The organism is Xenorhabdus cabanillasii (genome assembly GCF_003386665.1).
Taxonomy (GTDB): domain Bacteria; phylum Pseudomonadota; class Gammaproteobacteria; order Enterobacterales; family Enterobacteriaceae; genus Xenorhabdus; species Xenorhabdus cabanillasii.
Genome location: NZ_QTUB01000001.1, coordinates 493,679 through 509,228 on the forward strand (window position 1 = coordinate 493,679; position 15,550 = coordinate 509,228).

At 44.6% G+C, this 15,550-nt stretch carries 15 protein-coding genes; 8 read left to right on the forward strand and 7 right to left on the reverse strand.

Going from position 1 to position 15,550, the window contains the following annotated elements:
* Positions 1-4: 4 nt before the first annotated feature.
* The 7 genes from BDD26_RS02455 to BDD26_RS02485 all read left to right on the forward strand — a co-directional run bounded on the left by BDD26_RS02455 (position 5) and on the right by BDD26_RS02485 (position 9,256).
* Positions 5-592 (forward strand): Maf family protein, encoded by a 588-nt coding sequence (locus BDD26_RS02455; protein ID WP_115825451.1) that lies wholly within the window; start codon positions 5-7, stop codon positions 590-592.
* On the forward strand, positions 589-2,058 hold the full coding sequence (gene rng / locus BDD26_RS02460) for a ribonuclease G (protein ID WP_038259552.1): 1,470 nt from the start codon (positions 589-591) through the stop codon (positions 2,056-2,058). The genes BDD26_RS02455 and rng overlap by 4 nt, the downstream gene beginning before the upstream one ends.
* Before the next feature lie 121 nt (positions 2,059-2,179).
* Positions 2,180-6,019, forward strand: a complete 3,840-nt coding sequence (yhdP, locus tag BDD26_RS02465) for an AsmA2 domain-containing protein YhdP (RefSeq protein WP_115825452.1) — start codon at positions 2,180-2,182, stop codon at positions 6,017-6,019.
* Entirely contained in the window at positions 6,016-6,864 is an 849-nt protein-coding gene (gene nit1 / locus BDD26_RS02470) for a deaminated glutathione amidase (protein WP_038259554.1), read from the forward strand. Before yhdP ends, nit1 begins: the two co-directional genes overlap by 4 nt.
* A 17-nt stretch (positions 6,865-6,881) precedes the next feature.
* Positions 6,882-8,327: a metalloprotease TldD gene (tldD, locus tag BDD26_RS02475; protein WP_115825453.1), complete on the forward strand. Its 1,446-nt coding sequence runs from the start codon at positions 6,882-6,884 to the stop codon at positions 8,325-8,327.
* 184 nt (positions 8,328-8,511) lie between these two features.
* On the forward strand, positions 8,512-8,985 hold the full coding sequence (locus BDD26_RS02480; protein WP_038259556.1) for a ribonuclease domain-containing protein: 474 nt from the start codon (positions 8,512-8,514) through the stop codon (positions 8,983-8,985).
* A gap of 1 nt (position 8,986) precedes the next feature.
* Positions 8,987-9,256, forward strand: a complete 270-nt coding sequence (locus tag BDD26_RS02485; protein WP_038259557.1) for a barstar family protein — start codon at positions 8,987-8,989, stop codon at positions 9,254-9,256.
* Between the two features lie 121 nt (positions 9,257-9,377).
* On the opposite strand, the gene BDD26_RS02490 is transcribed toward BDD26_RS02485, so the two are convergent.
* Positions 9,378-10,331 carry a D-2-hydroxyacid dehydrogenase family protein gene (locus BDD26_RS02490; protein WP_115825454.1) on the reverse strand — a complete coding sequence of 318 codons (954 nt, stop codon included), beginning with the start codon at positions 10,329-10,331 and terminating at the stop codon, positions 9,378-9,380.
* 195 nt (positions 10,332-10,526) lie between these two features.
* Positions 10,527-11,063 (reverse strand): ribosome biogenesis factor YjgA, encoded by a 537-nt coding sequence (gene yjgA / locus BDD26_RS02495; RefSeq protein WP_038259558.1) that lies wholly within the window; start codon positions 11,061-11,063, stop codon positions 10,527-10,529.
* 191 nt (positions 11,064-11,254) lie between these two features.
* Here yjgA and pmbA point away from each other — a divergent pair, with 191 nt between their 5' ends.
* Complete coding sequence (gene pmbA / locus BDD26_RS02500) at positions 11,255-12,598, forward strand: metalloprotease PmbA (RefSeq protein ID WP_115825455.1); 1,344 nt, start codon at positions 11,255-11,257, stop codon at positions 12,596-12,598.
* Positions 12,599-12,648: 50 nt separating this feature from the next.
* Here pmbA and rnk read toward each other — a convergent pair whose 3' ends face one another.
* The 5 genes from rnk to hpf form a co-directional block, all read right to left on the reverse strand.
* Complete coding sequence (gene rnk / locus BDD26_RS02505; RefSeq protein ID WP_038259560.1) at positions 12,649-13,059, reverse strand: nucleoside diphosphate kinase regulator; 411 nt, start codon at positions 13,057-13,059, stop codon at positions 12,649-12,651.
* A gap of 271 nt (positions 13,060-13,330) precedes the next feature.
* Positions 13,331-13,603: a PTS phosphocarrier protein NPr gene (npr, locus tag BDD26_RS02510; RefSeq protein ID WP_115825456.1), complete on the reverse strand. Its 273-nt coding sequence runs from the start codon at positions 13,601-13,603 to the stop codon at positions 13,331-13,333.
* A gap of 36 nt (positions 13,604-13,639) precedes the next feature.
* Positions 13,640-14,491 carry an RNase adapter RapZ gene (rapZ, locus tag BDD26_RS02515; protein WP_038259562.1) on the reverse strand — a complete coding sequence of 284 codons (852 nt, stop codon included), beginning with the start codon at positions 14,489-14,491 and terminating at the stop codon, positions 13,640-13,642.
* A 92-nt stretch (positions 14,492-14,583) separates the two neighbouring features.
* The gene (gene ptsN / locus BDD26_RS02520; protein ID WP_038259563.1) at positions 14,584-15,054 is read right to left on the reverse strand and encodes a PTS IIA-like nitrogen regulatory protein PtsN; all 471 of its coding nucleotides are present in this window, start codon (positions 15,052-15,054) and stop codon (positions 14,584-14,586) included.
* Between the two features lie 207 nt (positions 15,055-15,261).
* Complete coding sequence (gene hpf, locus BDD26_RS02525; RefSeq protein WP_038259564.1) at positions 15,262-15,549, reverse strand: ribosome hibernation promoting factor; 288 nt, start codon at positions 15,547-15,549, stop codon at positions 15,262-15,264.
* Position 15,550: the final 1 nt, after the last annotated feature.

Here is a 15,550-nt window from a genome sequence, read left to right on the forward strand (position 1 = left end):
CACGATGAAAACCCTTTACTTGGCTTCCTGCTCACCACGACGGCGTGAGCTGGTGGAATTGTTGGACTTTAATTTTCAGATCCTGACACCACAGGTCGAAGAGAAGTGGCAAGAAGGGGAGTCTCCGCAGCACTATGTTAATCGATTGGCCAGAGAAAAATCGCAAGCGGGAGTGAAGATTGCACCGGAGGATTTTCCAGTTCTGGGTGCGGATACAATTGTTGTACTGAATAATCGCATTCTGGAAAAACCCCGTAATGAGCAGCACGCTGCTGAAATGCTGCAAGAACTGTCAGGGCAGTGCCATCAAGTCATGACTGCTGTTGCTTTATCGAACAATCAGCATACCTTAAGTGAGTTAGTCATTACAGATGTGATGTTTCGCCATTTATCCCAGCGCAAAATACGGGAATATATTGCAACTGGGGAACCAATGGATAAAGCCGGTGCTTATGGCATTCAGGGTAAAGGCGGTTGCTTTGTCAGAAAGATTAATGGCAGTTACCATGCTGTTGTCGGCTTACCATTGGTGGAAACGTATGAATTAATCGAACGATTTTTAGCGTTAGCTGATGGGAAGGATCATTCATGACAGCAGAGTTATTAGTCAATGTAACACCATCCGAAACGCGGGTTGCTTATATAGATGGCGGTATTTTGCAAGAAGTTCATATTGAACGGGAAGCTAAACGGGGAATAGTTGGCAATATTTACAAAGGTCGTATCAGCCGTGTTCTGCCCGGTATGCAGGCGGCTTTTGTAGATATCGGGTTGGAAAAAGCGGCTTTTTTGCATGCATCCGACATTATGCCCCATACAGAATGTATAGCCGGTGAGGAACGGAAGAACTTCAATGTCAGGGATATTGCTGAGTTGGTTTGTCAGGGGCAGGATCTGCTTGTTCAGGTAGTGAAAGATCCCCTTGGCACGAAAGGTGCCCGTTTGACAACGGACATTACCCTGCCATCACGTTATCTGGTATTTATGCCGGGTGCCTCTCATGTTGGTGTTTCTCAGCGAATTGAAAGTGAAGAAGAACGTGAACGCCTGAAATCCATCGTGATGGATTATTGCGATGAACATGGCGGGTTTATTATCCGCACCGCCGCAGAAGGAGTGAGAAAAGAAGAACTTGGGCAGGATGCGGCTTTTTTGAAGCGTCTGTGGCGTAAGGTTATTGAGCGTAAGAAACGCAATATCACTAAAACGAAAGTATATGGTGAGCTTGCATTGGCGCAGCGTATTCTGCGTGATTTTGCAGGAGCCTCTCTTGATCGCATTCGGGTTGATTCCCGTCAGACCTATCTGCAATTGCAAGAATTCATTGATGAATACATTCCTGAAATGAATGCCAAACTGGAGCATTATCAAGGAACTCAGCCGATATTCGATCTGTACGGTGTAGAGAATGAAATTCAGCGCGCCCTGGAACGCAAAGTAGAATTAAAATCGGGTGGCTATCTGATCATCGATCAAACCGAAGCCATGACGACTATCGATATTAATACCGGAGCTTTTGTTGGGCATCGCAACTTAGAAGAGACTATCTTTAATACTAATATTGAGGCGACTCAGGCGATTGCCCGCCAGTTAAGGCTGCGTAATTTAGGCGGGATCATTATCATTGATTTTATCGATATGGGTAATGGGGAACATCGCCGTAGAGTATTGGCTTCTTTAGAGCAGGCATTAAGCAAAGATCGTGTGAAAACGACTATTAATGGTTTTTCCCAGCTTGGGCTGGTGGAAATGACACGAAAACGCACACGAGAAAGTCTTGAACATATCTTGTGTGATAACTGTCCGACTTGTCAGGGACGTGGCACCGTGAAATCTGTTGAAACGGTATGCTATGAAATTTTACGGGAAATTGTACGTGTTCACCGCGCCATTAATGCAGATCGTTTTCTGGTTTACGCATCTCATGCCGTGAGTGAAGCCCTTAAGGGGGAACACTCTCATGCTTTAGCAGAGGTAGAAATTTTTGTAGGCAAGCCAGTGAAAGTGCAGGCAGAACAACTCTACAGTCAGGAACAATTTGACGTTGTTATGATGTAATTACACGGGATTGAGTGATACTTCATATTTTTCAGGTTGCCTCTCTGTTTGGCTACAGTCATTCTGAAATGTGGCGTGAAATCTATTGGGTAGAAATATGCTGACAACCAAGGAGAAATGAGTGAGGCGACTGCTCGGGATATTATTAGCGACAGCCGCAATAGTCATTATCATTGTGGCTCTGCTTGTCAGCGGGTTACGTTTTTCCCTGCCACATATTAATGATTATCGTCAGCAATTGGCGCATAAGATTTCTGAATTGACGGACATTTCTGTCGATATTGGCTATATCAGCGGAAACTGGCAGCCATTCGGCCCCCAGTTGGAAGTCCGTGATCTTCGTGCTGTAACGGGGGAAACGGATATTAAAGCCAAAAAAGTGACGCTTTCTCTGGATATCTGGCGTTCACTGCTACAACGGCGCTGGCATTTCCGCGATCTCTCCTTTTACCAGCTTCAGGTTGATTATGATAAACCATTATTGGATGGGGAAGGTGAAAGCCTGTTTCCCAAGCCAGATGGCTTGTCCTCCCTGTTCCTTGAACGGTTTAATCATTTTGATTTGCACGACAGCAGCCTGACCTTTCCGACTCCATCGGGAGAAAAGATCCGGCTGATATTGCCGCAGCTGACATGGCTGAATAAAGATAATCGTCATCGTGCACAAGGCAATATTAATCTGTCTTCGATTAACGGACAGGAAGGTGTTGTGCAGGTTAAATTTGACCTGAAAGATATCAATAGTGTTTTAGATAGCGGCACGATTTATTTGCAGGCTGATGATATTGATATGCGGTTGTGGTTTAGCCGTTGGTTAAAAGACAATACCGGCCTGGAGGATGCCCGATTCAGTCTGGCGAGTTGGATTACCCTGAAAAATGGGAGGATTGATAACGGACATCTGCAACTTAAGCAGGGGCATGCCAACTGGCATGTGGGTGATGAAAAACATCAGCTTACCGTTCATGATTTACTCCTGCAAATGCGCCGTCAGGGAGAAGGCTGGCTGTTTGATATCCCCAATTTGGCGAGTCTGAAAACGAATGGTCAGCAATGGCCCGCAGGCCGTATTGCGGTATTGTATGCTATGCAGGCGCGGAAATATCAGAACAAAGATCATTGGCGGGTTCGAGCTGAAAATCTTCAGCTTGAACGCCTGAGTGGGATGTTGCCGATGATCTCTTTTGTGATCCCCGATATTGTTAAAGACTGGCAATACCGGCAACCCAAAGGATTAGTCAGCAGTCTTGCCCTTGATATCACCCCCGAATTACCTGATAGCGCGGAGATTGCCATCAAATGGCAGGATGTCAGTTGGTCTCGTTGGAAAAAGTTACCTTCAGTCAATCACTTCAGTGGTGCATTAGAAGGAAATAAACAGTGGGGAAACTTTAGATTTGAGCTGAAAAACAGCCTCATTGATTACCGGGCTATGTTCCAGGCACCATTTGATATTGCCAGCAGTGAAGGAAAAATCATGTGGAAAAATGGTCGGGATGGCTTGAAGATATGGAGTCAGGGGCTGGATTTGCAGGCCAGATCATTATGGATAAACGGAAATTTTCATTACACAGAATCCCAGAATCAGCAACCAATGCTAGGGATACTGGCTGGAATTCGTCTGGATGATGCGGGTGAAGCATGGCGTTATTTTCCCAAGCCATTGATGGGCGAATCGCTGACAGAATATTTAACAGCGTCGTTGATCAAAGGGAAGGTAGACAATGCTACTTTGATCTTTCAGGGGAACCCTCATGATTTCCCATTCAAGCATAATAATGGTCAGTTTCAGGTATGGGTTCCTCTGCGCCATGCGACATTCCAGTATCAGCCTGATTGGCCGGCCCTGTTTGACCTGGATCTCGATTTGAATTTCCAGAATAACGGCTTGCAGATACAAACAGAGAAAGCGAAATTAGGAAAAGTTAATGCCTCCCGGATCTCTGCTGTTATCCCCGATTACGAAAAAGAGAAGTTATTGATTGATGCTGAAATATCTGGAGATGGAAAGGATATCCACGATTATTTTCATCATAGTCCATTGACAGAAACGGTTGGTAGCGCGCTGGATAATTTGCAACTTAACGGTCAGGTTGATGGAAAACTTCATCTGGATGTGCTTCTGGAAAATGGTACAACCGATGCGAGTGGAGAGGTTGTATTGAAAAATACCGACTTGTTTATCAAGCCATTAGATAGCAAGATGAAGCACCTTAGTGGTAAATTCCGCTTTGATAATGGGGTTTTGCAAAGTGATACGCTTTCTGCTTATTGGCTTGGAAATCCCCTCTCTTTGCGATTTACCACTCAGGATTTACCGGGATATTATCGGGTCAATGTGGATTTGGATGCTCGCTGGCCTGCTGCAACATTACCGAAACTTCCGGTTAAAATTCGTCGTCAGCTATCAGGACGATTGGACTGGCAGGGAAAAGCGAACATTATGATCCCTTCACAGACCGAACCTTCACAAAGCAGGCCATTACAACATGGGGCGAAATATCAGATTGCAATCAACGCTGATTTGTCACATATCAGCAGTACACTGGTTGGACTGGAAACAGAATCTTTACGAGCATCGAATAACATCAATCTTCAGGCTACAGGGGATACGAGCCAACTTCGGGTTACCGGCTCATTGGGGAAAAGATATGCGTTCAATAGCCAATGGTTATTGGAGAAAAATTATGTCCGTTTACAGCGTGGCACTCTGAATACGGATGGTAATGGCATACCTGATTTACCGGAAAAGCCAATGCTGGCATTACACTTACCTGCGATTGAGGGTGAAAAATGGCTGGCACTGATTGAACCCTTGAAAGCTGAATCAGCAGCAAATAACAGGCTGAGATGGCCTGAGCTATTTGAAATATCAATGCCTTATTTGGATATCGGAGGACAGAGTTGGCATAATCTTATACTCAGTGCGACTAACCAACCTGATGGTCTGCATATCAATGCAATTGGTGAAGAAATCAATGGTGATTTGTTGATTAATGCTGGTGGAGTATGGCAGGCAACACTCAATTATCTCTATTATAACCCTATGTTTTCGGAGAGTTCTTCCAGCGATAATGAGTCGTTAGCTTCAAACGCAGCAGAAACAGAAACGCCAAAATATGCTCTCAATCATTGGCCTACACTCAACGTTAAATGTGATGAATGTTGGCTTGCCGGATTAAACATTGGAAAAATTTCAGGGACGGTAACACCAGAAGGTGACGCCTTGAGTCTGACTAATGGACGGGTAGAAAACAGTGCTGGTAAATTGACATTATCTGGGCGTTGGAGTGAAAGTAATACAGGAAATTATACTTGGGCTAAGGGCCAGATATCCGGGAAAAAATTTGATGATATGGCAGCCTATCTCGGATTTATTGTTCCAATTACTGGCGCTTCGTTTAAGTTTGATTTTGACCTGAACTGGAAGGATACACCGTGGAACCCTGATGTTAAAACGCTCAATGGCGCTTTAACAGGAAAAGTGGGGAAAGGAGCAATAGCAAAACTAGGCGGGGGCAGAGCAGGACAACTATTAAGGTTAGTTAGTTTTGATGCATTGTTACGTAAATTACAGTTGGATTTCAGTGATACATTCAGTAATGATTTTAACTTTGATTCTATGAGCGGCGATGCAGCGATAAAAAACGGTGTCATGTATACCGATAATTTCCGCATTGATGGGCTGGAAGCGGACATTCATGGAAAAGGCCAGATAAACTTTATCCGCCATCAGCTTAATATGGAGCTGGTGATCACCCCGGAGATATCAGCAACAGTTGGTGTGGCGACAGCTTTTGCGGTCAATCCTGTGGTAGGCGCTGCTGTTTTTGCAGCGACAAAAGCGTTAGGCCCGCTGTGGAATAAGATATCGGTCATTCGCTATCGGCTAACGGGTAGTCTGGAGCAACCTAAAATTGATGAAGTTTTACGTCAGCTTAAGGAGAATAAAGGGTCATGAAAAACGCCAATGTTGCACTCTTACAATTATGCAGTGGTACGAATATCAAACATAATTTAGCGCAAATTGAACAGCAGATTAAGCAGTTACCCAAAACGGTAAAATTGGTTCTGACGCCAGAGAATGCATTACTGTTTGCTGATGCTGATACTTACCGCGAATATGCAGAAGAGCAGGGAAAAGGCCCATTACAGCAAGCTGTAAGTGAAATTGCGCAACGTTATGGTCTCTGGTTGTTGATTGGTTCAATGCCGATGGTCAGCCGGGAAGATCCGAGCCGCATAACCAGCAGTAGCTTATTGTTTGATGATCAGGGTGAGATTCGTGCCCGTTATGACAAAATCCACATGTTTGATGTCAATATCAAGGATGAACATGGCTCTTATAACGAATCTTCCATCTACCAACGTGGGGAACATATCACCGTTGTTGATACACCAGTTGGTCGTTTGGGTATGACCATTTGCTATGATCTGCGCTTCCCTGGGCTGTTTCAGGCACTACGGGAGCAGGGCGCTGAGCTGATTTCTGTACCTGCTGCCTTTACCAGACTGACGGGTAAGGCACACTGGGAACCACTTTTAAGAGCCCGCGCAATTGAGAACCAATGTATCATATTGGCACCCGCACAAGTCGGGGTGCACGGTACTCGCAGAACATGGGGGCATTCAATGGCGGTAAATGGTTGGGGAGAAGTCATCAAGAAGAATCCTCTGACTGTCAGTGCACTACAGCTCAGTATCCGACGGGACAGTTTGACCCACATGCGTGAGCAGATCAAAGTGGTGAAACATAATCGCTTCCGTCCACAACTGACTTCTTTGATAAAAAAGAATACAAATTAAGGTAAAGAGTAATCACTATGAGTTTAACTTATGTCAGTGAACATTTACTGACTGCCAATGAACTGAGTCATAAAGATTTATTTTCTGTTTTGGGGCAATTAGCAGAACGCCGTCTGGATTATGCCGACCTCTATTTTCAATCCTGCTACCACGAAACATGGGTTTTGGAAGATCGCATCATTAAAGATGGCTCTTATAATATAGATCAAGGAGTGGGAGTCCGGGCGATTAGTGGTGAAAAAACCGGTTTTGCCTATGCCGATCAGATCACACTGAATGCTTTGCAGCAGAGTGCAAAGGCAGCACGCAGTATTGTAAGGGAAACAGGCAATGGCACCGCACATACACTAGGTGCTGTGACATATAATGTTTTGTATCCGGCTGTCGATCCACTGCAAAACATGAGCAGGGAAGAAAAAATTGCTCTGTTACATCATGTTGATCAAATCGCACGTGCAGAAGATCACAGAGTGCAGGAAGTGAATGCCAGCCTGAGCGGTGTTTATGAACAAGTATTGGTTGCAGCGACGGATGGAACATTGGCTGCTGACATTCGCCCACTGGTACGTCTTTCTGTCAGCGTATTAGTTGAAGACGATGGCAAACGTGAACGTGGTTCCAGTGGTGGTGGTGCTCGATATGGTTATGAATACTTCCTGCAAACCGCAGATGGACAGACATTGGCAGAACAATTTGCCCGTGAAGCTGTTCGCATGGCGTTGGTGAATCTTTCTGCTGTTGCTGCTCCGGCGGGAACAATGCCGATTGTATTGGGAGCCGGTTGGCCGGGTGTTTTATTGCATGAAGCGGTGGGTCATGGTTTAGAAGGTGACTTCAACCGCCGTGGTACATCTGTTTTCTCTGGTCAGATTGGGCAAAAAGTAGCATCTGAACTGTGTACTGTGGTTGATGATGGCACGATTGAAGGCCGCCGTGGCTCATTGTCTATTGATGATGAAGGTGTTCCGGGGCAATACAATGTTCTGATTGAGAATGGTATATTGAAGGGCTACATGCAGGACAAACTTAATGCGCGTTTGATGGGAGTCGCACCGACAGGTAACGGACGTCGTGAATCTTATGCCCACTTACCGATGCCGCGCATGACTAATACGTATATGCTGGCAGGAAGTTCTACACCAGAAGAAATTATTGCCAGTGTTAATCATGGGCTGTATGCACCGAACTTTGGTGGTGGTCAAGTGGATATCACTTCTGGCAAGTTTGTTTTCTCAACATCAGAAGCGTACTTGATTGAAAATGGCAAAATCACCAGGCCAGTAAAAGGCGCAACATTGATTGGCTCAGGCATTGAGGCCATGCAGCAGATTTCAATGGTTGGCAATGACTTAGCCCTTGATAAGGGGGTTGGTGTATGTGGTAAAGAAGGCCAGAGTGTCCCTGTGGGAGTTGGACAGCCCACATTAAAACTGGATAACCTGACTGTAGGCGGAACAGCTTAACATTTTTTGAATATACCTGTTTTTTTGAGTATCTCTGTCGTCTTTCAAGTTGCAGCTTTGTTGGATGCGCTCGCTCACCCCAGTCACATAGCTATCTATGCTTCTGGGGATCTACGCCCTTGCTGCCGCGATGCACCTTGAAATCTATTGGGTATAGCCTGATCAATTAAGCGTGGAGGTTAGTATGAAAAGAAGGGTGCTGGCAGGTGTATTACTGGTTCTGGTTGTTATATCCATTATTTTTATCAAAGATGTTGGATTACCTGGTTCTGATAAAACTCAGCAAGCTATTGCGATAGCGGGAAACGTTCCGTCTCAACAGATTGATATTCTGACTGAGCATCATCGGGTCGCGGATTATGTGCGTCAGCATAGCAGGTTACCTGGCTATTACATCACAAAGAAACAGGCTCGTCGTTTCGGCTGGGACGCTCGTAAGGGCAACTTGTGCGAAGTATTACCGGGAAAAGCAATTGGTGGAGATCGGTTTTCCAATCGTGAAAATAAGTTGCCAAATCAAAAGGATCGTCAGTGGTTTGAAGCGGACGTGAATTATAATTGTGGGCGCCGGGGTAGTAACCGGTTACTCTATTCTAATGATGGTCTTATCTATCTGACACTTGATCACTACAAGACTTTCACAAAGCTGGAAGAATGATATGAAAAAAGTGGAATTCGATTTTGACTATATCCCTGATTTAGAAACCTTCTATAGTCAGTTCAAGGAGTGTTTCGATCTTGATGATCATTTTGGTGCTAACCTGGATGCTCTATGGGATGTAGTAACGAGTGAAATTGGGTTGCCAGTTGACATTAGTTTTATCCGCCTGGATGTGCAGAAACGACCGCGCTTTGCTGCACTGGTACTCTTGTTTCAAGAGGCTGAAGAAGAGCTGGAAGGGAAATTACTTTTTAATGTGAAAAATTAAGCTCTTCTCTGACCTATGACAACACCTCCGTATTTGTCGAAACGCGGAGGTGTTTTTAAATTTCCGTGTAAAATTTTATCAGCTTCAAACTGACCGAAAATCAGGTTGCCTGGATTACTGATTATTTATTAATAACATGGCTATCATCGCCGGAAAAATATTTCTCAACGTTCTTAAATGCACTGTCGAAATAAATGTCATAACAGCTTTTAGTGACATAACCGATATGCGGGCTGCACAGGACGTTATCTCGTTTTAATAAAGAGTGATTGATATCCCAAATGGGTTCAATATCAAAAACATCCAGTGCTGCAAAACCCGGAGTACCCAGATCGAGGGCTTTCTCAAGTGCATCTGCCTCTATCAACCCGGCTCGCGCGGTATTGATCAGGACAGCACTATTTTTCATATGAGTGAGGTCGGAGAATGTGACATTGCCGGTAGTTTCTTTTACTAGGCGTTGATGCAGAGTAATGACATCAGATGTTTTAAAAAACTCTTCGCGGGAATGTGGAACAATCAGACCATGTTGGCGTGCTTGTTCTTGTGCGCGTGCCGAGCCCCATACCTGAACTTTCATATCAAATGCACGCGCATATTTTGCAACTAACTGACCTATTTTCCCATAGCCCAGTATCCCAAGCGTTTTGCCGGCAACGGTATCCCCCAGTTCAGTTTGCCAATAGCCTTTTTTCATCGCTTCTACTGAAGAAACAAACCTGCGAATGGAACTTTGGATCAACAGCCAGGTTAATTCTGCGGCTGCAATGGGAGAGCCTGTACCTTCTACGACAGCAATGCCCCGCTGTTTGCACAGTGCCAGATCGATATTGTAAGCAACTTTTCCTGTTTGACTGATCAGTTTTAAGTTGGGTGTTTTAGACAAGAATTTCTCATCAATGAGTGTTCTTTCACGGATCAATATTAGTGCGTCAGCCTTGGATAATAACTCTTCTGCTTTAGGGTCACGGTCAATGGCGTCAAGGTGGATTACCTCAAAATCACTGTTCTGGGATAAAGTTTGAAAGTGTTTTGTAGCATGTTGATAATCATCAGGAATAACAACTAACGGCATTTGAGATATCCTTTGTGTAAATTCTAATAAGATAGAGAACAGGATAAAAAGGCAGTTAAGGTTATCTCATTTTTTGTTACAATGCTGCAACATTAAGATTAAAGTGTTAACTTAAGCCATTCTAATGTGATAACGAAAAAAAAAGAGAGAGGGAAATTACCGCCAGTTCTCAACGAAATGGCGGTGGAGAGGATACTAAGCCGATTCTGATAGCTCTTTAAGATACTGGAATATCTGGCGGTAAGATTTCGGTGGTTTGTTAGCTGCTTTCTCTTTTTTAGCGTTACGAACCAGAGTCCGCAGTTGCTGGCGGTCTGTGTGCGGATACAGTGACACGATTTCTTCAAGTGCACTGTCACTTTCAAGTAATTTGTCCCGCAACTCTTCCAGCTTATGTAGCATAATAACCTGTTGGTTATGACGGTTTTTCAGTTTATCCAGTGCAGTGGTAATTGGCTCAGGATCACGGGCCCGCAACAATTTGCCAATCAGTTGTAATTGACGACGGAGACCTTCACGCTTGATTTTCTGTGCCAATTCAATAGCGGCCAGCAGATCTTCATCCAACGGAATGCGTTCCAGTTCGCTCTTGCTCAATTCAACCAGCTCTGCACCTAGTTTTTTCAGTATCTCAGCATCCCGCTTGATTTCACTTTTACTGACCCAGATTATCTCTTCTTCTTCCTCTTCAGCAGGATAATTGTCGAGCCAATCTTCAGGCTGCTTTGCCATAATCGTTTTCCTTCTAAAAAGGCCGGATAAGGTACACTTTGGAACATGACCTATCGTCCGGTGGGTGTTAACATCTTAATATCGTGTATTGTAACTGGGAAAATTGTCTGATTACCACTCGGCATTAATATTGAAAGCCGAAACACGCATTTTTCCTGATAAATCTTCTCTTTAATTCATGTGGTTAATTAATGATAGTTACCAATCAACAAATCGCCGAGCAGCGCAAACAACTGGAAGATGCGGTTTCTCACGCTCTGGAATTAGCGAAAGCAGGCAGTGATGCTGCGGAAGTCGCAGTCAATAAAACGACGGGGATTAGTGTCAGTACCCGTTTCAGTGAAGTCGAAAATGTTGAGTTTAACAGCGATGGTGCATTGGGGATCACCGTTTATCACCAGCAGCGCAAAGGCAGTGCCTCTTCTACCGATTTAAGCCCGGAAGCTATTGCACGTACTGTACAGGCCGCCATTGATATCGCTCGTTACACTTCACCTGATCCCTGTGCTGGCCCCGCAGACAAGGAATTACTGGCGTTTGAGGCACCGGAGCTGGATTTGTTCCATCCCGCGGATTTGGATGCTGATAAGGCGATTGAGTTGGCTGCCCGTGCTGAACAGGCTGCATTACAGGCAGATCAGCGTATTACCAATACCGAAGGGGGTAGTTTTAACGGTCATTATGGCATTCGGGTCTTTGGTAATAGTCACGGTATGCTACAGAGCTATTGTTCAAGCCGCTATTCCATGTCGAGCTGCGTGATTGCAGAGCAGGATGGCAATATGGAGCGTGATTATGCTTATACTGTGAGCCGTCGTTTTGATGAGTTGCAATCGCCAGAGTGGGTTGGGCAGGAAAGTGCTCATCGTACATTGTCTCGTTTAGGTGCGCGTAAACTCTCGACAATGAAAGCGCCTGTGATTTTCTCTGCCGAAGTTGCTACCGGCCTGTTTGGTCATTTAGTTGGAGCGATCAGCGGCAGCAGCATCTACCGTAAATCATCTTTCTTGCTGGACAGTCTGGGTAAGCAGATCCTGCCTTCATGGTTGACCATTGAAGAACAACCACATTTGCTGAGAGGGTTGGCTTCTACGCCTTTTGATAGCGAAGGTGTGCGCACACTGCCGCGTGAAATTATTAAAGATGGTGTTTTACAGTCATGGCTGTTGACATCATATTCTGCCCGTAAACTGGATCTGGCGAGTACAGGCCATGCAGGTGGTATTCATAACTGGCGTATCGCGGGGCAAGGGCTGGATTTTGCAGGCTTGCTGCGGGAAATGGGAACCGGCCTGGTAGTGACGGAACTGATGGGACAGGGCGTTAGTGCTGTGACTGGGGATTATTCTCGCGGTGCGGCCGGTTTTTGGGTCGAAAATGGCGAAATACAATATCCAGTCAGTGAGATCACTATCGCAGGTAACCTGAAAGATATGTGGGCAAATATGGTGACAATAGGTAATGATATTGAAACACGTAGTAACATTCAGTGTGGATCAGTATTGTTGTCGGAAATGAGTATCGCCGGTCAATAGGGATACTCAATCAACAACAGCCAGTTTGGTTCTACTGAGCTGGCTGCGAGTTAACGGTGATATTCACCTGCTGCTTCCGGTTGATAAAGTATTTCTAATACTTTTATCCGGGTTTTTTCACCATTAGGCAATTCCCAGGTTATTTCATCATTTACCCGTAGCCCTAAAAGTGCCGCGCCTAAAGGTGCCATCACGGACAGTTGTTTTGTACTGTCTTGCAGAGAAGACGGGTAAACGAGTGTGCGGGTCCGTTCTTCATTATTACTGAAATCAATAAATTTAATTTCACTGTTCATTGTGACAACATCTGCGGGTATTTCTACTGGCGGCACAATTTCAGCTCTATCCAGCTCTTCATTTAATGCATCCGCGATACTGCTATTGGCAAACGCAGGTTGTTCCAACAGAGAATCTAAACGTTCTGCATCTAATTCATTGATAATAATTTTAGGTTTTGTCATACCACGCTCCAAATTAAGCTCAATACAAAATAACACCCCGCAACGCAAGGAGGGGGGTGTTATTTTCAAATGTGATTAAAGTGATATTAGGCTGTTCTGACGTGAAAATAAAGAGATCATGATCACGAACTGTTTTGTGTTGTTAATGAAATAAGATTTAGCCAGACACTATATTGGATTACATTTTTTATTGGTTTTAGATACTGTGTTTGTTACCGTTCCAGTAAAAAGGGAACTAGTTTAGCAGAATATGTGAGCGTTACTTTCTATCTTATTCTTCGTCAAAGCCAGAATTAAATAGCTCAACAATAGCCGCCAGAGCCTGTTGTTCATCCGGTCCGGTTGCTTCAACTTCAATGTAACTACCCTGTTCGGAGTCCAGCATCAGCATAGCGATAACACTATGAGCCTCCGCCTGAATATTACTGCTGTTGCGCAGAATGACCTGAGATCGAAACTGCTGCACAAGATCATGCAGTTTCATAGCAGGCCGGGCATGCATACCGAGTCGGTTTTTGATCTCAAGTCTTTGTTTAACTGCCATGGCCTGCTTTATTTTGATTGGTTGCGTTAAGTTCAGTTACTTACGTTTTTCCAGTGTGCGATGCCGTGATTGCACATTTTTACCACGGGAGCGGAAGTAATCAGCTAACTGTTCTGCCACATAAACTGAACGGTGTTTACCGCCGGTACAGCCGATAGCAACTGTCAGGTAGCTGCGGTTATTGGTTTCCAGCATCGGCAGCCAGAGTTCAAGATAACTGCGGGTCTGGTAAATGAAGTTATGCACTTCTGTATGGCGATCCAAAAATGCGGCAACAGGGCGATCCAACCCTGTCATCGGGCGCAGTTTTGGATCCCAGTGCGGGTTTGGCAGGAAGCGTACGTCGAAAACGTAATCTGCATCAATCGGAATGCCATGTTTGAAGCCGAAAGATTCAAATACCATTGTCAGTTCACGTTCACGTTTACCCAATAAACGCGTTCTGAGCATTTCAGCCAGTTCATGGACTGACATCTCAGATGTATCAATGATCAGATCCGCCCGTGAACGCAGTGGCTCCAGTAGATCGCTCTCTTTGTCGATGGCGCTTTCCAGTGACAGATTTTTGCTTGAGAGTGGATGCAGACGCCGGGTGTCACTGTAACGACGGATCAATGTGTTACGATCTGCATCAAGAAACAGAAGCTGCGGTGAAAAGCTGTCCGGTAATTTTGTCAGTGCTTCTTCGAAAATTTCGGGTGATTCCGGCATATTTCGCACATCGATACTGACTGCTGCTGAAATATCACGCTCAGCTAATGTATTAGCCAGCTCCGGAAGTAACACTACCGGCAGGTTATCTACACAGTAGAACCCCATATCTTCCAGTGCACGCAGGGCTACGGATTTACCAGAACCAGAACGACCGCTGACTATCATCAGCACCATGAGATGACTCCCCTTAATGTCTCAGCGGTTCGTTAGAACCGCTGCTGTTTTTATTGCTTTTCAACAATCAATTGTAACCGCAATTGTAATCGTTATTTATTCAGTAAGATTTTGTATAGTTCTTCATCACTTTGCGCTGAACGCAGACGACGACAGAGATTTTTATCTGACAGTCGTTTTGCAATCAATGAGAGTGAATGCAAATGGATCTGACACTGGTTAGATGGAACCAATAAAGCAAATAGCAAGTCAACAGGTTGATTATCAATAGCATCAAAGGTAATCGGTTGTTCCAGATGCAAAAATACACCAACGGCATTATTTGAGCATTCTGTTTCCAGCTTGCCGTGAGGAATAGCAATCCCATTGCCAATACCTGTTGTCCCCACTTTTTCACGGGAAAGAATGGCTTCAAATACAGCATATTCTGGTAAATTAAGCTGTTTTGATGCCAGCTCGCTGATAATCTCTAAGGCGCGCTTTTTACTCGAACAAGGTACGTTGTTACGCGTACATTCGGATGAAAGCACTGAACTTAGTGGTAAATCTGTTTCGTTGTTCATTTCTTTATTCACTTAGGGCTTGTAATACCAGATGCCTGAGTTTAGACATCTGGTATCAGAGCACTATTTATGCTTATGCCATTGAGCCTTCTGGTTGTTTCTTTCGTTAGCTGCGTTCATTTATTGCCTGCTTTGATGCAACCGGAAGTCCATTGGATATAGATAGAACAGTGCTAATCTTATGACAGCCCCGTTGTCTGAAAACTATTAATGTTGTCTCAATTTACTTTTATGTTTGGTCAATTGACGAGCCAGTTTGTCTGCCAGCGCATCAATTGCTGCATACATATCTTCATGCTCTGAACTCGCATGCAACTCTCCTCCATTGACATACACCGTGGCTTCAGCGATTTTCTGCACCTTTTCCACTCGGAGGATGACCTGAATAAGGTTAATCTTATCGAAATATTGATCCAATTTGCCGCATTTTGTGTTCACAACGTTGCGTAGTGCATCAGTGATTTCAAGATTGTGGCCTGTAACATTGAGTTGCATA